The sequence below is a fragment of the Pseudomonas putida genome (genome assembly GCF_001941965.1).
Classification (GTDB): Bacteria; Pseudomonadota; Gammaproteobacteria; order Pseudomonadales; family Pseudomonadaceae; genus Aquipseudomonas; species Aquipseudomonas putida_L.
Genome location: NZ_MKZO01000014.1, coordinates 82605 through 95913 on the forward strand (window position 1 = coordinate 82605; position 13309 = coordinate 95913).

Genomic DNA, 13309 nt, shown 5'->3' on the forward strand with positions numbered 1-13309 from the left:
GGTGTCCGCGCACTTCCGGCTAACGCCAGAAACCCGGTAATGTCGTTGAATGGACACTTGACCTTGCACCTCAGTGATCTCGTCGCCCTGCCCCGCCCGCTCTACGGCCAGCGCAACAGCCTGCCGAACATCGCCCTCGATTACCGTCACCGGCATCCCTGGGGCCAGCTTTCCCATGCCCTGCACGGCGTGCTCCAGGTGCGCACCGACAATGCCCGGCTGGTGGTGCCGCCGCACCGTGCGGTCTGGATTCCGCCGGGCCTGATGCACCGGGTCGAAAGCACCCCGGATGCCTGCATCCGCAGCCTGTATATCGACCCTTCACTGGTGCTCTGGGCGGACCCCGGATGCCGGGTAATCGCCGTCGATGCACTGCTGCGCGAGCTGATCCGCGCCTTCGGCGAGGTGCCCGTGGAATACGATTGCGACGGTCCCGACGGGCGCCTGGCCGAGGTCCTGCTGGACCGCCTGCGCCAGGCCGAACAGCTCGACCTGGTCCTGCCCCAGCCCCGCGACCCGCGCCTGCGGGCGCTGTGCCGCCAGGCCACGGCCAGGCCCTGGGCGGAGATCGGCCTGGGCGAGGCCAGCCGCAAGGCCGGGGTCAGCGAAAAGACCTTCAGCCGCCTGTTCCTCAAGGAAACCGGCATGACCTTCCGCACCTGGCGCCAGCGCATGCGCCTGGTCAGCGCGCTGCCGGCACTGGAACGCGGTGAGCGGGTCACCGATGTGGCGCTGGCCTGCGGTTATGAATCGCTGTCGGCGTTCAGTGCGGCGTTCGGCAAGCTGTTCGGCCTGTCGCCTGGCGAACTGGCTCGGGGCGGCAGCATGACGCAGGCCTGAATGAGAAGCGCTTGCTATGCTGGCGCGGCAATTTCCAACCACTAGAAAAAGGATTCGAGCTTTGAAAGCTGCCTGCGTACTGCTCCTGGGCCTGCTGCCGTTCATGGCCAGCGCCGCCGAAGTCGGCGAGAGCCTTAAGCCCTTCACCCTGAACGACCAGCACGATCAGGCCTTCACCCTCGACGCCGGCACCCGTGTACTGCTGGCGGCCAGCGACATGGACGGCGCCAAGCTGGTCAAGGCGGCCCTGGCCGATCAGCCCAAAGGCTGGCTGGAAGCCCGCCACGCGATCTTCGTCGCCGATATCCAGGGCATGCCGTCGTTGATCGGCAAGCTGTTCGCCATTCCGAAAATGCGCGATTACAGCTACCGCGTGGTCCTCGACCGCGACGGCCTGGTGGTGCCGCACTACGCCGTCACCGCCGGCCAGGTGCAGTGGCTGCAACTGGAAGACGGCAAGGTCACGGCCAAGCAATCGTTCAGCGACGCCGAGGCCCTGCGCAAGGCCCTCGCCGAACTGCCACAAGGCTGATCAGGAGGCCAGGCCGCGGTCCACGTACCAGGTCAGCGGCAAGGTCAGCAGCAGGGTCGCCGCCAGCGCCATCAAGGCCAGCGGCACCCCGCTGAGATCCCCCAGGCGCCCGAAGACGATGGGCGCCAGCGCCCCGCCACCGATGGTCCCGGTGTAGAACAGGGCGAACGCCTGCTCGCGCCGCCCCGCCGCAGCCAGCTCCGGAACCACGCCATACAGCACCGACGAAGTGCCGTTCAGCACCAGGCCCAGCAGTGGCAGCATCAGCATCAGCCCGTTCAACGGCAGGTACACCGCAGCGACGATCAGCGCGGCGGTCAGGGACTCACTGAACCACACGGTCTTCAACAGGCCAATCCGCGCCCCCAGGTAGCCGCAGATCAGCTTGCCAAAGGCACCGCCGATGAACAGCAGGGTCAGCGCCAGGCCGATGCCGGCGGTGCCGGCACCCTTGTCGCTGAGCAGAAACGGCAGGAAGGTCAGAAAGCCCATGCGCACCGCGCTGTCGAGCACGCCAGTGGCCAGCAGTGCGCGCAGGCCGCTGGCCGAACCGCTGCCCTCGCCGGCCCCGGGCTTGCCGGAACCCACGGCATGAGGGTCCAGATTGCGCGGAATCAACAGGTACATGGCCAGCGCCGCCAACAGGCCCAACACCCCGGCCAGGGTCACGCTCAGACGCCAGCTCATCACCGTCAGGGATACACCGACCAGGGCGGGAATCAGGGTCTTGCCGATATCGCCGGCGAAGTTGTAGTGGGACAGCGCCTGCTTGACCTGGCGTCCCGGCTCATGGGTATCGGTGACCAGCGACGACGCCAGTGGATGCTGGGTGCTGGCGCCAAGACCGCCGAGCACCAGGGCGGCCATCAAAGCCAGCAGACCACCCGCCTGCCCGGCCAGCAGGTAAGCCACACCGACCAGCGCGGTGCCGCCGATCAGCAGAGTTTGCCGGCCGAAGCGCCGGGCAGCTCGGCTGGCGAGCAACTGGAAACCGGCCATGGTCGCCGAGTAGGCCCCGCGCATCAGGCCGATCTGCGCGTAGCTGAGACCGAACTGGGTCTGCCAGATCGGCAGCAGCACGTAGATCAGGTCGGTCAGACCATCGTTGACGGCGTGGGCGCCGCACGCCGCCAGCAGGGCGCGACGGCGCACGGGGGTGGCTTCAGAAGAGGTGTGAACGCTGGCCGGAGAGGCGTCGGACATGCTCGGAAATCCACGGCTAGGGGATCCGGCCATTAAAACAGTAACAAAACATTAACGCGAGCCGCGTCCCCGCGGCGGGTGCGCTCAGCCCGGAATGTCCGGTTCCACCAGATGGGCCAGTTGGTTGAGCGAATCCTGCCAGCCCAGGTAGCAGCCTTCCAGCGGGATCACGTCCGGCAGGCCGTCCTGGACGATATGCACCTCGGTGCCGCAGGACACGCTTTTGAAGCTGATGGTGGCGGTAATTTCCCCGGGCAGGTTGGGGTCGTCGAAGCGATCGGTGTAGCGGATGCGTTCATTGACCAGCAATTCCTTGTATTCACCGCCAAAGCCGTGGCGCTGGCCATTGGAGAAATTGCTGAAGGACATCTTGTAGGTGCCGCCGACCCGTGGATCCATGTGCTCGACATGGCAGGTGAAACCATGGGGCGGCAACCATTTGGCCATGGCGTCGGCATCGAGGAAGGCGCGGTAGACCCGCTCCACGGGTGCCTTGAAAACGCGGTGCAGGCGGACGCTGTTGTTGCTCATGGAAGAATATCCTTGTTGTTTACTCAGGCAAGGCTATGAGTGAAGCCCAGCCCCGCAACAACGTCCAGCCGCCCACCTGTACCGCGTATGTCAGCGTTCGTCTTCGAAGTGATCGCTGACCAGGATGGCCCGTGCCAGGTCTTCATCGCTGGCCTGCAGGCCCGGGTGTTCCTGACGCACTTTCTGCAGCACGGCCTCCAGGTAAGCGCCACGGATCGCGCCGCCACTGGCAACGAAGCTGGACGCCTCGTCCCGCGCCGGGATGATCCGCTTATCGTCCTTGAAGGTGGAATACAGCGACGCCGAAACACCGGCGGAGGTGGCAACATCACCTGCGTCCACCCGGGCCAGCGCCGAACCGAAAGGCAGGCAAAGCAACAATGAAGATACGAGCAATGTACGCCGCATGAGGGAGTCCTCCGGTCTACCTGAACGGAATTGTCAGGTATTACCCAGTCTAGGATCGTTTTGCCCCGGGCGGAGTTCCGTTGCAGGTTCTGCTAGGGTGAAGACTTTTCCGTCACGGACCTTTTGCCGATGCGTTTCCCCGCCTTGCTCCTGGCATGCGCCAGCCCCCTTCTCGCCTGTGCCGATCCGGCCCTCGACAGCCAGGTTCGCAGCGCTGCGCAGCACGTCATGCGCGACAACGGCATCCCGGGCCTGGCGATCGCCATCACCGATCACGGCAAGCAGTGCTTCTACGAATTCGGCGTGGCCGACAAGGCCAGCGGCCAGGCGGTCAGCCGCGATACCCTGTTCGAGCTGGGCTCGATCAGCAAGACCTTCACCGCCACCCTGGCGGCCCGGGCGCAGATCGAAAGCCGCCTGTCGTTGCAAGCCCGCAGTGCCGACTACCTGCCAGAACTGGCCGGCACGCCGTTCGGCCAACTGAGCCTGGTCAACCTGGCGACCCACAGCAATGGCGGCATGCCCCTGCAGGTACCGGACGGGATTGCCGACCAGGCGCAGTTGTTCGCCTGGCTCAGGCAGTGGAAACCGGAGCATGCGCCGGACACCTGGCGGGCCTATGCCAATCCGAGCATCGGCATGCTTGGGGTGATTACCGCGCGGCGACTGGGCACGCCGTTCGTCAACGCCATGCAGGAGCAACTGCTGCCGGGGCTTGGCCTTGCGCACACGTTCATCCAGGTCCCGGCGCAACAGCAGGCGCTGTACGCCTGGGGTTATGACAGGAACGACGCACCGGTCCGGGTCAATCCCGGAGTGCTGGCCGACGAGGCCTACGGCATGAAAAGCAGCAGCCGCGACATGCTGCGCTATGTCGAGGCCCATCTCGGCCGGGTGCAGCTGGCGGCGCCGCTGAAGCAGGCACTGGAGGATACCCGGCGCGGTTACTACAAGCGCGGTGCGATGACCCAGGACCTGGTCTGGGAGCAGTACGACTATCCGCTGGCCTTGCAGACCCTGCTCGACGGCAATGACAACCGCTATGCCCTGGAGGGTGCCGAGGTCAGTGGGATACGTCCACCCTTGGCGCCGCAGTCGAAGGTCTGGGTGAACAAGACCGGGGCAACCAACGGGTTCGGTGCCTATGTGGCGTTCGTGCCGGAGCAGCAGCGTGGGGTGGTGTTGCTGGCCAACAAGAACTATCCGAATGCCGAGCGGGTGAAGCTGGCGTGGCGGGTGTTCGAGTTGCTGGACGGGCAGAAATAAGGCTCCGGTTTTTTGTTGTTGCTGATGGCCTCATCGCTGGCAAGCCAGCTCCCACAGGGTCCGCATCGCTCAGAACCCTGTGGGAGCTGGCTTGCCAGCGATGAAGCCCTGAAGCCTTAACCTTTCAGCGCCTCCACCACGAACTCCAGCCGGTCCTGCCCAAAGAACATCTCATCCCCGACAAAGCAGCTAGGCGCACCGAATACCCCACGGCTCACCGCCTCGTCGGTAGCCGCTTTCAAGGCTGACTTGACCTCGGGATCGCTGACCAGCGCTGCAAATCCACCCGCCTCGAAACCACCCTCCTCCAGCACCTGCGCCACCACCGCCGGATCCCCGAGGTTGCGCCCCTCGGCCCACATCGCCCGGTACATCGTCTCCAGCCAGGCCTCGAAACGCTGCGGCTGACGCAGTTGCACGCCCACCGCCGCGCGCATCAGGCCCAGGGTATTGATCGGAAAATGCTCGTTGAAGGTCAACGGCACGCCATAGCGCCGGGCATAACGGTGCAGGTCCTTGAAGAAGTAACGGCCCTTGGCCGGAATCATCGCCGGCGAGTTGTTGCCGGTAGCCTGGAACACTCCGCCCAGCAGCATCGGCCGCAATACCAGTTGCGCACCGTGTTCCGCGCAGATCCGCGGCAGTTGGGTCCAGGCCAGGTAGCTGGCCGGGCTGCCCAGGTCGAAGAAGAATTCAACGCGTTTGCTCATGTCTTCAGTCCTTGTGCAGGGGCTATTACCAGCGTTCCATCCACGGACGCAGGTCGAGTTCGAAGGTCCAGGCATCCCGTGGCTGGGCATGCAGATACCAGTAGCTGTCGGCGATATGCTCGGGATCGAGGATGCCGTCCTGGGCCTTCAGCGCATAACGCTCGGGAAAGCTGTCACGGATGAAAGCGGTGTCGATGGCCCCGTCCACCACCACATGGCCAACATGGATGTTCCGCGGCCCGAGCTCGCGCGCCATGCTCTGGGCCAGGGCGCGAATGCCGTGCTTGGCCCCGGCGAAAGCAGCGAAACCGGCAGCGCCGCGCAGGCCCGCAGTCGCACCGGTAAACAGGAGCGTGCCACGCTCACGCACGACCATGCGCCGCGCCACCGCCTGGGCCGTGAGGAACCCGGCAAAACAGGCCATTTCCCAGATCTTGAAGTATTTGCGCGGGGTTTCCTCGAGGATGCTGCACGGCACATTGGCGCCGATATTGAAGACGAAGGCCTCGATCGGGCCGATGCTGCTTTCGATCTGCTCGACCAGCGCCGCCACGTCCTCTTCCTTGCGCGCATCGGAGCCGAAGCCATGCGCCCGGCCACCTTCGGCATGGATCTGGTCCAGCAGCGGCTGCAGCTTGTCGGCGCTGCGCCGGGTCACGCAGGCAATGTAGCCTTCACGGGCAAAACGCCTGGCGATGGCGCCGCCCGTGGCATCGCCGGCACCAATCACCAGTACGACCTTGTTGTTATCGCTCATGGGTCTCGCCTTATTGATGAATGATCGTTTAGTAAACGAACGCTATGCTATGATCCGGACCTTCGTCAAGCGGCCAAGCGAGGATTCCCCGGGTGCGCTACTCCACCGAACACAAGGAACAGACCCGGCAGAAGCTGGTACAGAGCAGCGGCGCCATCGCCAAGCAAGGCGGTTTCTCCGCCACCGGCGTGGCCGGGTTGATGAAAGCCATCGGCCTGACCGGCGGCGCTTTCTACAACCACTTTCCGTCGAAGGACGATCTGTTCAGCGAGATCGTGCGCCAGGAATTGTCCGGCAGCCGCATCAACCTGCGTGCCCAGGAGGGCGATCTGACCCTGGACAGGCTGCAACGCTGCCTCGACCAGTACCTGAGTCTGGCCCATGTGCACAATCCACAAAGCGGCTGCCCGATCCCGACCCTCGGCGGGGAGATCGCCCGGGCCGATATCGGCGTGCGTGAGGAAGCCGAACATTGGCTGGTCACCCTGCACCAGGCCTGGTCGGTGACCCTGAACGATGACGCGCTGGCCTGGGCCATGCTCGCCCAGTGCGTGGGTGCCCTGGTCATTGCGCGGATGCTGGCGGGGGAAGCGACCCAGCTGGCGGTGCTGCAGGCCAGCCGGGCGTTCTTGCAGGAGGCGATGGACTAGCCGGTCAGTGCAGGTCGTTGCGCCGATACAGGCTCAGGCCGACCGCCAGTACCGCGAGCATGCCGGCGCAGCCGCGGTTGATCCACTGCATGACCCGCGCCGAAAACGCCCGGACCGCATGACGCCCGCCCAGGGCGTAGACGATCATCATCAGGCAGTCCAGGGACGCAGTGATCACCGCCAGCACCAGGTACTGCTGCAGCACCGGCTGGTCAGGGCGGATGAATTGCGGCAGGAACGCCGAGAAGAACAGCAGCCCCTTGGGGTTGGACAAACCAACGATCAGGGCGCGGAAAAAGGTCGAGCGGCCACTCACCGCCGCCGGCCCGCCGCTTGCTCCAAGGGCGCGCACCGGCGCACGCCAGAGCACTACCGCCAGATACAGCAGGTATGCCGCCCCGACCCACTTGACCAGGCTGAACAGCTGCTCCGAGGCCTGGAGCAAGGCGCCAAGGCCACAGCCAACGGCGGCGATCAGGATCAGATCGGAGAGCATCGCCCCGGCCATGCCGAAGCCGGCCACGCGCATGCCGTGGCTGGCGCCGTTGTTCAGGGCCAGGAGCATGGCGGGTCCGGGGGTGATCATCACCGCGCTGGCGGCAATGATGTAGAGCAGCAGGGTCGAGGCGTCCATGACGGTTCCAGGCAGAGCAAAGGGCGCAGGATGCCTGCCTGGCCGGCGGCTCTCAAGCCCCGTGAGAATTTTTCCGCAGTGTCCAACCAAAACGCGAAATCCCGGTCAAACTACTCACCCCCCGACCGTACCGGCAGGAGTCCTGTGTTGAGTTCCCCGCTGTACCGCCCCTTGCTGCTGTGCCTGACCCTGGGCCTTGCCGCCCCGTCCCCCGCCGCCGCCACGCTGCAAGGCGAAATGCCTGGCCAGGCTAACGACCTGTTCACCCTGCTCGACAATGTCGCGCGCATGGCCTCCTCCGGACTGGCCAACTGGCTCAGGCTGTCCCGCGACAGCGCCATGGCCGCCGGGGTCGAGCCGATCCCGCTGGATATCCGCGTACAGCTGGAGCCCTGGTATGACTTCCAGGTCCTCGACGCCGCACGCTTCCAGATCGGCAACCCGCAGCAACTGGATGCCGCCAGCGCCTTCCTGCAAAACCCGGACGTCGCCGCGGTGACCCTGGTGGACGTGATCGTCTTCCGCAACGCCGAGGACGCGCGCAGCAACATCGCCCTCTGGGCCCACGAGCTCAAGCACGTGCAGCAATATCAGCAATGGGGCGTGGACGACTTCGCGGCACGCTACACACGCAACTACGAAGCGGTAGAGGCGCCGGCCTACAAGATCCAGGCGGAAGTGGCCAAGGCCCTGCGCCTGGCACCCGGCGATAGCCTGGCCGGCCATTGATCGGAGCTTTTCCCACCTTCGGGGTGCCGCGTCCGTCAGCCCGATAACCTTTGCCCGTCAGGCAATATCCGGCGCCCGACCCCATGTGCGCCGTTTCCTACTGTGGGAGCCTTGGCACTTCTTGTAGGAATTTTCAGCTAACCAGGCTGAATTGTTCCACGCCTCTATACTGCTCGTACTCATCGCACCTGAATCGACGTATCGTGAGCGGCCCGTCTGAACCGGCGGTTTCCCCCTCCTGAGTGACTCGGGAAAAATCCATTCCTGATGCAGGAGTTCCTACGCGATGCACAAGATCCTGATCGTTGACGATCATCCCACCATCCGTTTCGCCGCCCGCCTGCTGCTGGAGCGCGAAGGCTACGAAGTGATCGGCGAAGCCCACGACGGGGTCAGTGCGGTGAGCCTGAGCCAGGAACTGCTGCCCGACGTGGTGATTCTCGACCTCGGCCTGCCAAGGCTCGAAGGGCTCTGCGTGCTGGAGCGCCTGCGCGGCCTCGACCCGGCGCCGCGGATCATGGTGTTCACCGGCCTGCCTCCACGCCTGTTCGCCAAGCGCTGCATCGAGGCCGGTGCTTCGGCCTTCGTGCGCAAGGACGAAGACCTGTCGATTCTCCTCGGTGCCCTCAAGGCAGTGCTCAGTGGCTACTCCTACCTCCCCGATGCGCTGCGCCTGAGCCCGCGGGCACAAACCGAGGACGATCGCCTCGACCGCCTGTCCAACCGCGAATTCGAAGTGATGCGGCAACTGGCCAAGGGCGCCACCAACAACGAGATCGCCGAAGAAATGTTCCTCAGCGCCAAGACCATCAGCACCTACAAGACCCGCATCATGGACAAGCTGCAGGTACGCTCCCTGGCCGAGCTGCTCGACCTGGCCAACCGCCGCGGCATGATCTGAGCGATCGATGAAAGCCCTGCCGCTGCTGGTTCTGGTTCTGGGTCTGGCCCTGGTGCTGCCGGCGCCACTCCCGGCCGGCGAGGTCGCTCCGCGCCAACTGCTCGGGCGCTCCCTGAGCAGCAGCGCCCCGCCGGTGCTTGGCAGCGCCGACCGGCAATGGCTGGAGCGCAAGCAGGTGCTGCGCCTGGGCACCTCGGCGCCGGACTATCCGCCCTTCGACATCAACGTCAGCCAGCGCGACTATGAAGGCCTCACCGCCGACTATGCCGGGCTGCTCGGCGAGCAACTGAAGATCTCCGTGGAAGTCCTCCACTACCCCAGCCGCAGCGCCGCGATCCAGGCCCTGGCGCGGGGCGAGATCGACCTGCTCGGCAGCGCCAACGGCTTCGAGGAAGCCAACACCGAACTGCTGCTCAGCCAGCCCTACGCCGACGACCAGGCAATCATTGCCACACCGCTGGGCAAGCCACGCAACCCCGGCGACGGGCTGGCCGGCGCACGCCTGGCGATGGTCGACCATTACCTGCCGGTGGAGCGCATCCAGCAGGTCTATCCCCAGGCCAGGCTGCAACTCCATGCATCGAGCATGGCAGCCCTGTCAGCCCTCACCCAGGGCGATGCCGATGCCTTCATCGGCGACGCCATCAGCTCCGATTACCTGATCGGCAACCATTACCGCGACAGCGTACAGATCGCCTGGTACGTCAAGCCACTGCGCTCGGCCTTCAGCTTCGCCCTGGAACACGACAACGCCATCCTCCTGCGAGTCATCAACCAGGCCCTGGCCAGCCTGTCCGAGAGCGACCGGATCAATGTCGCCCGGCGCTGGAGCAGTGGCCTCAACAGTCCTTTGCTCAACCGCGGCGCGCTGCAGCTGGAAGCTGGCGAACAGGCGTGGATCAGTCGCCACCCAAGCCTGAAGGTGGTGATCAACAAATACTTCGCGCCGCTGACCTTTCTCGACGACAAGCAGCAGTTCCGCGGCATTACCGCCGACCTGCTGGAACAGATCAGCCTGCGTACCGGCCTGCATTTCCAGATCATCGAAGCCGAAAGCGTGGCGCAAATGATCCAGCTGGTGGAAAGCGGCCAGGCCGACCTGATCGGCGCCCTGCCCTATGGCGGCGAACGGGCCCGGGGCCTGGAATTCACCCGCCCGTACCTGACCACGCCCAGGGTGCTGGTCACCTCCATCCGCGCCGATGCCCCGGATACCACCACGGCCCTGCAAGGCAAGCGCCTGGCCCTGATCCGCGGCACGCCCTTCGCCGACACCCTGCGCCGCGAGCATCCCGGCATCGAACTGATCGAGGTCGCCGACCCGCTGGCCCTGATGGAGTATGTCGCCCAGGGCCGGGCCGATGCGGCCATCGCCTCGCAGATCAATGCCGCCTATTTCATCAGCCGCCTGTTCAAGGACCGCCTGCGTATTGCCGCACTGCTCGATGACAACCCGGCGATTGCCGCCTTCGCCACTGCCCGTGGCGATAACGAGCTGCACAGCATCCTCGACAAGACCCTGCTGAGCATCGAGCCGGACGAAATGACCCTGCTTGCCAACCGCTGGCGCACCAACGCCCTGATCAGCGACAACCCCTGGCGCAACTATCGCGGTCTGGTCCTGCAGATCCTCCTGGTGGCCGGCCTGGCTATCGCTGCGGTCGTCCTGTGGAATCGTTACCTGCGCGGCCTGATCGCCCGGCGCACCGCCGCCGAAGAGGCCTTGCAACAGCAACTGAAGATCAGCGAAGGCCTGCTCGGCGAACTGCGCCTTGCCAAGGAGCAAGCCGACAGTGCCAACCATGCCAAAAGCACCTTCCTCGCCACCATGAGCCATGAAATCCGCACGCCGATGAATGCGGTGATCGGCCTGCTCGAACTGGCCCTGAAGGATGCCGAGCAAGGGCGCATCGACCAGCCGTCGTTGCAGGTCGCCTTCGACTCGGCCAGCGCCTTGCTGGAACTGGTCGGTGATGTCCTGGATATCGCCCGCATCGAATCGGGGCATATGGCCCTGGCGCCCGAGCCGACCGACCTGCCCGCGCTGATCCGTGCCACGGCGCGGATCTTCGAGAGCAGCGCGCGGCTCAAGGGCCTGGAACTGCGCCTCGACCTGCCGCCCACCACCCGGCCGCTGGCCGTGGACCCGCTGCGCCTGCGCCAGGTACTGGCCAACCTGCTGAGCAATGCGATCAAGTTCACCGAACAGGGCCGGGTGCGCATTGGCCTGGTGCTGGAAGCGCAGGATGGCAACGCACGGGTCAACCTGGTCGTGGAAGACAGCGGCATCGGAATCAGCACAACCGACCAGGCCCGCCTGTTCAGCCCCTTTGTCCAGGCGGGTGTGCAACCTGTCGGCCAGGGCACCGGGTTGGGGCTGGTGATCAGCCGCACACTCTGCGAACTGATGGGTGGGGCGCTGAACCTGTCCAGCCAGCCAGGGCAAGGCACCCGCGCCGAGGTGGTCCTGCTGCTGCCCTGGGCAGGCGAGCTGGCAGACAGCGCGCCGGTCATGGACGACAGCCCGGCCAGCACAGCCTCGCTGAGCATCCTGGTGGTGGATGACTACCCGGCCAACCTGATGCTGCTGCACAAGCAACTGGACGTGCTCGGTCACCGGGTCAGCCAGGCGGACAACGGCGCCCTGGCCTTGCAGATGTGGCGCGACGGCGATTTCGACGTATTGATCACCGACTGTAATATGCCGGGCATGGACGGCTATCAGTTGGCCCGGGCAGTACGGACCGAGGAAAATTGCCGCCGCCGCTGCCTGATCCTGGGCCTGACGGCCAATGCCCAGGCGGAAGAACGTGAGCGCTGCCTGGCGTCGGGGATGGACGATTGCCTGTTCAAGCCCATCGGGCTGGGGGCGCTGCGCAGTCACCTGGGCGGGCTGGAGCCGGCGGTGGTCGAGGATGACAGTGGTTTCGACCTGAACGAGCTGCGGCATCTGACCTTGAATGATCCAGAGATGATCCGGCGCCTGGTCGAGCAACTGGCGATGAGCACCGCGCAGGATCTGGCGGCGTTGCGCGCACTGCCACCGGGGGCTCCGGTGACTCGGTTGAAGGCTCTTGCACACCGGGTTCGCGGAGGCATGAAGATGCTCAAGGCGCGGGGGCTGGTGGAGCACTGCGATGCGCTGGAGCGCGGCTGTGCCGAAGGCGTCGGGGACGCGCGGTTGCTGGAGCTGAAGCAGGCGCTGGAAGGAAGCCTGGAGAGGTTGCTGGTGCGGCTGGAAGCGGGTGCCTGACGCGCTGGCCTCATCGCTGGCAAGCCAGCTCCCACAGGTCCGCGTCGAGCACAACTCTTGTGACTGACCCAAAACCCTGTGGGAGCTGGCTTGCCAGCGATGAGGCCCTCAAGGTCACTGCTGAACCTCAGCGCAACCCCGGCAGCCGCACCAGCGACCACCCCGTCTCCGACTCCGACAAGGTCAGCCTGATCTCCCCCAGTTGCATATCGTTGAGCAAGGTCGACACCAGGTCCCCGACCATCCAGTTCGCCGTGTTCGAGGCAATCACCCTGCCCTCTGCCGAAATCAGCACCGCCTCGTGATCCAGGCGCATCAGGCTTTTCACCAGCAATCGTTCGACGTTGTGCAACGACAGGTCCAGCCCCGCCACGCCAATGAACTCGCCCTGCACATGGATCGGCATGGTGAAGGTCAGCACGTACATGTTGGTGCCATAGAGGTCCACATAGGGCCCCTCCACCACACTGCGCCCGGTATCCCTGGGTTTGCTGTACCAGGGCATGGCGTTGTAGTCGTAGTAGTTCTCCCGGCGACGGTCGAAATTGGGGCGCAATGGCAGGGTCTTGCCGCCATCGGCCAGGTACCACCATTCCAGGTGCATCTCGCGGTCGGCCAGGCCGTTGGGGGCGACGATCACTCCGCCACCGCAACCAAAGGCACCGGTGGCGAACAGCTGCTTGTCGATGGCCGGACGCAGCGACGCCAGGTCCCTGGCCACGGGCTGGCGCCCTTCCGCCAGGACCCGCTGCCACAGCGCACGGGTTTCCTCGGCCAATTCGCGGACCTGGCCGAAAATCGTGCCCAGGGTGCTGTCCAACTGCTGGGCGCAGGCCGAGAAGGACGCGTTATCGCTCGGGGCAAACATGGCATTACCTCACACAGGGTTCGGCTG

The 13309-nt window shown here is 65.3% G+C and carries 14 protein-coding genes; 7 read left to right on the top strand and 7 right to left on the bottom strand.

All coding sequences use genetic code 11. The features are described from left to right. The first annotated feature begins 39 nt into the window (after positions 1 to 39). Both PSEMO_RS10315 and PSEMO_RS10320 read left to right on the top strand, forming a co-directional pair. The gene (locus PSEMO_RS10315) at positions 40 to 840 is read left to right on the top strand and encodes an AraC family transcriptional regulator (RefSeq protein WP_075802970.1); all 801 of its coding nucleotides are present in this window, start codon (positions 40 to 42) and stop codon (positions 838 to 840) included. Between the two features lie 61 nt (positions 841 to 901). Then, positions 902 to 1372, top strand: a complete 471-nt coding sequence (locus PSEMO_RS10320) for an FAD/FMN-containing dehydrogenase (RefSeq protein WP_075802971.1) — start codon at positions 902 to 904, stop codon at positions 1370 to 1372. Here PSEMO_RS10320 and PSEMO_RS10325 read toward each other — a convergent pair whose 3' ends face one another. The 3 genes from PSEMO_RS10325 to PSEMO_RS10335 form a co-directional block, all read right to left on the bottom strand. After that, complete coding sequence (locus PSEMO_RS10325) at positions 1373 to 2575, bottom strand: MFS transporter (RefSeq protein ID WP_075802972.1); 1203 nt, start codon at positions 2573 to 2575, stop codon at positions 1373 to 1375. Positions 2576 to 2659: 84 nt separating this feature from the next. Next, complete coding sequence (locus PSEMO_RS10330) at positions 2660 to 3106, bottom strand: SRPBCC family protein (protein WP_075802973.1); 447 nt, start codon at positions 3104 to 3106, stop codon at positions 2660 to 2662. Between the two features lie 90 nt (positions 3107 to 3196). Then, positions 3197 to 3514 (bottom strand): DUF2388 domain-containing protein, encoded by a 318-nt coding sequence (locus tag PSEMO_RS10335; protein ID WP_075802974.1) that lies wholly within the window; start codon positions 3512 to 3514, stop codon positions 3197 to 3199. Positions 3515 to 3643: 129 nt separating this feature from the next. Between PSEMO_RS10335 and ampC the strand changes: the two genes are divergently transcribed. Then, positions 3644 to 4780: a class C beta-lactamase gene (gene ampC, locus PSEMO_RS10340; RefSeq protein WP_075802975.1), complete on the top strand. Its 1137-nt coding sequence runs from the start codon at positions 3644 to 3646 to the stop codon at positions 4778 to 4780. A gap of 116 nt (positions 4781 to 4896) precedes the next feature. On the opposite strand, the gene PSEMO_RS10345 is transcribed toward ampC, so the two are convergent. Together PSEMO_RS10345 and PSEMO_RS10350 are read right to left on the bottom strand one after the other, a co-directional pair. Further along, entirely contained in the window at positions 4897 to 5490 is a 594-nt protein-coding gene (locus tag PSEMO_RS10345) for a 2-hydroxychromene-2-carboxylate isomerase (RefSeq protein ID WP_075802976.1), read from the bottom strand. A 25-nt stretch (positions 5491 to 5515) separates the two neighbouring features. Continuing rightward, entirely contained in the window at positions 5516 to 6247 is a 732-nt protein-coding gene (locus PSEMO_RS10350) for an SDR family oxidoreductase (RefSeq protein ID WP_075802977.1), read from the bottom strand. Positions 6248 to 6339: 92 nt separating this feature from the next. Here PSEMO_RS10350 and PSEMO_RS10355 point away from each other — a divergent pair, with 92 nt between their 5' ends. Beyond that, positions 6340 to 6897 carry a TetR/AcrR family transcriptional regulator gene (locus PSEMO_RS10355; protein WP_075802978.1) on the top strand — a complete coding sequence of 186 codons (558 nt, stop codon included), beginning with the start codon at positions 6340 to 6342 and terminating at the stop codon, positions 6895 to 6897. Positions 6898 to 6901: 4 nt separating this feature from the next. On the opposite strand, the gene PSEMO_RS10360 is transcribed toward PSEMO_RS10355, so the two are convergent. Continuing rightward, positions 6902 to 7531: a LysE family translocator gene (locus PSEMO_RS10360; protein WP_075802979.1), complete on the bottom strand. Its 630-nt coding sequence runs from the start codon at positions 7529 to 7531 to the stop codon at positions 6902 to 6904. A gap of 237 nt (positions 7532 to 7768) precedes the next feature. Here PSEMO_RS10360 and PSEMO_RS10365 point away from each other — a divergent pair, with 237 nt between their 5' ends. The 3 genes from PSEMO_RS10365 (at position 7769) to PSEMO_RS10375 (ending at position 12414) form a co-directional block, all read left to right on the top strand. Continuing rightward, positions 7769 to 8260, top strand: coding sequence for an eCIS core domain-containing protein (locus tag PSEMO_RS10365; protein ID WP_081430230.1), 492 nt, complete (start codon positions 7769 to 7771; stop codon positions 8258 to 8260). A gap of 286 nt (positions 8261 to 8546) precedes the next feature. Next, positions 8547 to 9161: a response regulator transcription factor gene (locus tag PSEMO_RS10370; RefSeq protein ID WP_075802980.1), complete on the top strand. Its 615-nt coding sequence runs from the start codon at positions 8547 to 8549 to the stop codon at positions 9159 to 9161. Between the two features lie 7 nt (positions 9162 to 9168). Continuing rightward, positions 9169 to 12414 (top strand): transporter substrate-binding domain-containing protein, encoded by a 3246-nt coding sequence (locus PSEMO_RS10375; protein ID WP_075802981.1) that lies wholly within the window; start codon positions 9169 to 9171, stop codon positions 12412 to 12414. Positions 12415 to 12541: 127 nt separating this feature from the next. On the opposite strand, the gene PSEMO_RS10380 is transcribed toward PSEMO_RS10375, so the two are convergent. Next, positions 12542 to 13282 carry a PDC sensor domain-containing protein gene (locus tag PSEMO_RS10380; protein ID WP_075802982.1) on the bottom strand — a complete coding sequence of 247 codons (741 nt, stop codon included), beginning with the start codon at positions 13280 to 13282 and terminating at the stop codon, positions 12542 to 12544. Between the last annotated feature and the right edge of the window lie 27 nt (positions 13283 to 13309).

Coding starts and splice junctions, on each gene's coding strand:
- PSEMO_RS10315 (WP_075802970.1), top strand. CDS start 40: ATGTCGTTGAATGGACACTTGACCTTGCACCTCAGTGATCTCGTCGCC.
- PSEMO_RS10325 (WP_075802972.1), bottom strand. CDS start 2,575: ATGTCCGACGCCTCTCCGGCCAGCGTTCACACCTCTTCTGAAGCCACC.
- PSEMO_RS10330 (WP_075802973.1), bottom strand. CDS start 3,106: ATGAGCAACAACAGCGTCCGCCTGCACCGCGTTTTCAAGGCACCCGTG.
- PSEMO_RS10335 (WP_075802974.1), bottom strand. CDS start 3,514: ATGCGGCGTACATTGCTCGTATCTTCATTGTTGCTTTGCCTGCCTTTC.
- ampC (WP_075802975.1), top strand. CDS start 3,644: ATGCGTTTCCCCGCCTTGCTCCTGGCATGCGCCAGCCCCCTTCTCGCC.
- PSEMO_RS10345 (WP_075802976.1), bottom strand. CDS start 5,490: ATGAGCAAACGCGTTGAATTCTTCTTCGACCTGGGCAGCCCGGCCAGC.
- PSEMO_RS10350 (WP_075802977.1), bottom strand. CDS start 6,247: ATGAGCGATAACAACAAGGTCGTACTGGTGATTGGTGCCGGCGATGCC.
- PSEMO_RS10360 (WP_075802979.1), bottom strand. CDS start 7,531: ATGGACGCCTCGACCCTGCTGCTCTACATCATTGCCGCCAGCGCGGTG.
- PSEMO_RS10365 (WP_081430230.1), top strand. CDS start 7,769: ATGCCTGGCCAGGCTAACGACCTGTTCACCCTGCTCGACAATGTCGCG.
- PSEMO_RS10370 (WP_075802980.1), top strand. CDS start 8,547: ATGCACAAGATCCTGATCGTTGACGATCATCCCACCATCCGTTTCGCC.
- PSEMO_RS10375 (WP_075802981.1), top strand. CDS start 9,169: ATGAAAGCCCTGCCGCTGCTGGTTCTGGTTCTGGGTCTGGCCCTGGTG.
- PSEMO_RS10380 (WP_075802982.1), bottom strand. CDS start 13,282: ATGTTTGCCCCGAGCGATAACGCGTCCTTCTCGGCCTGCGCCCAGCAG.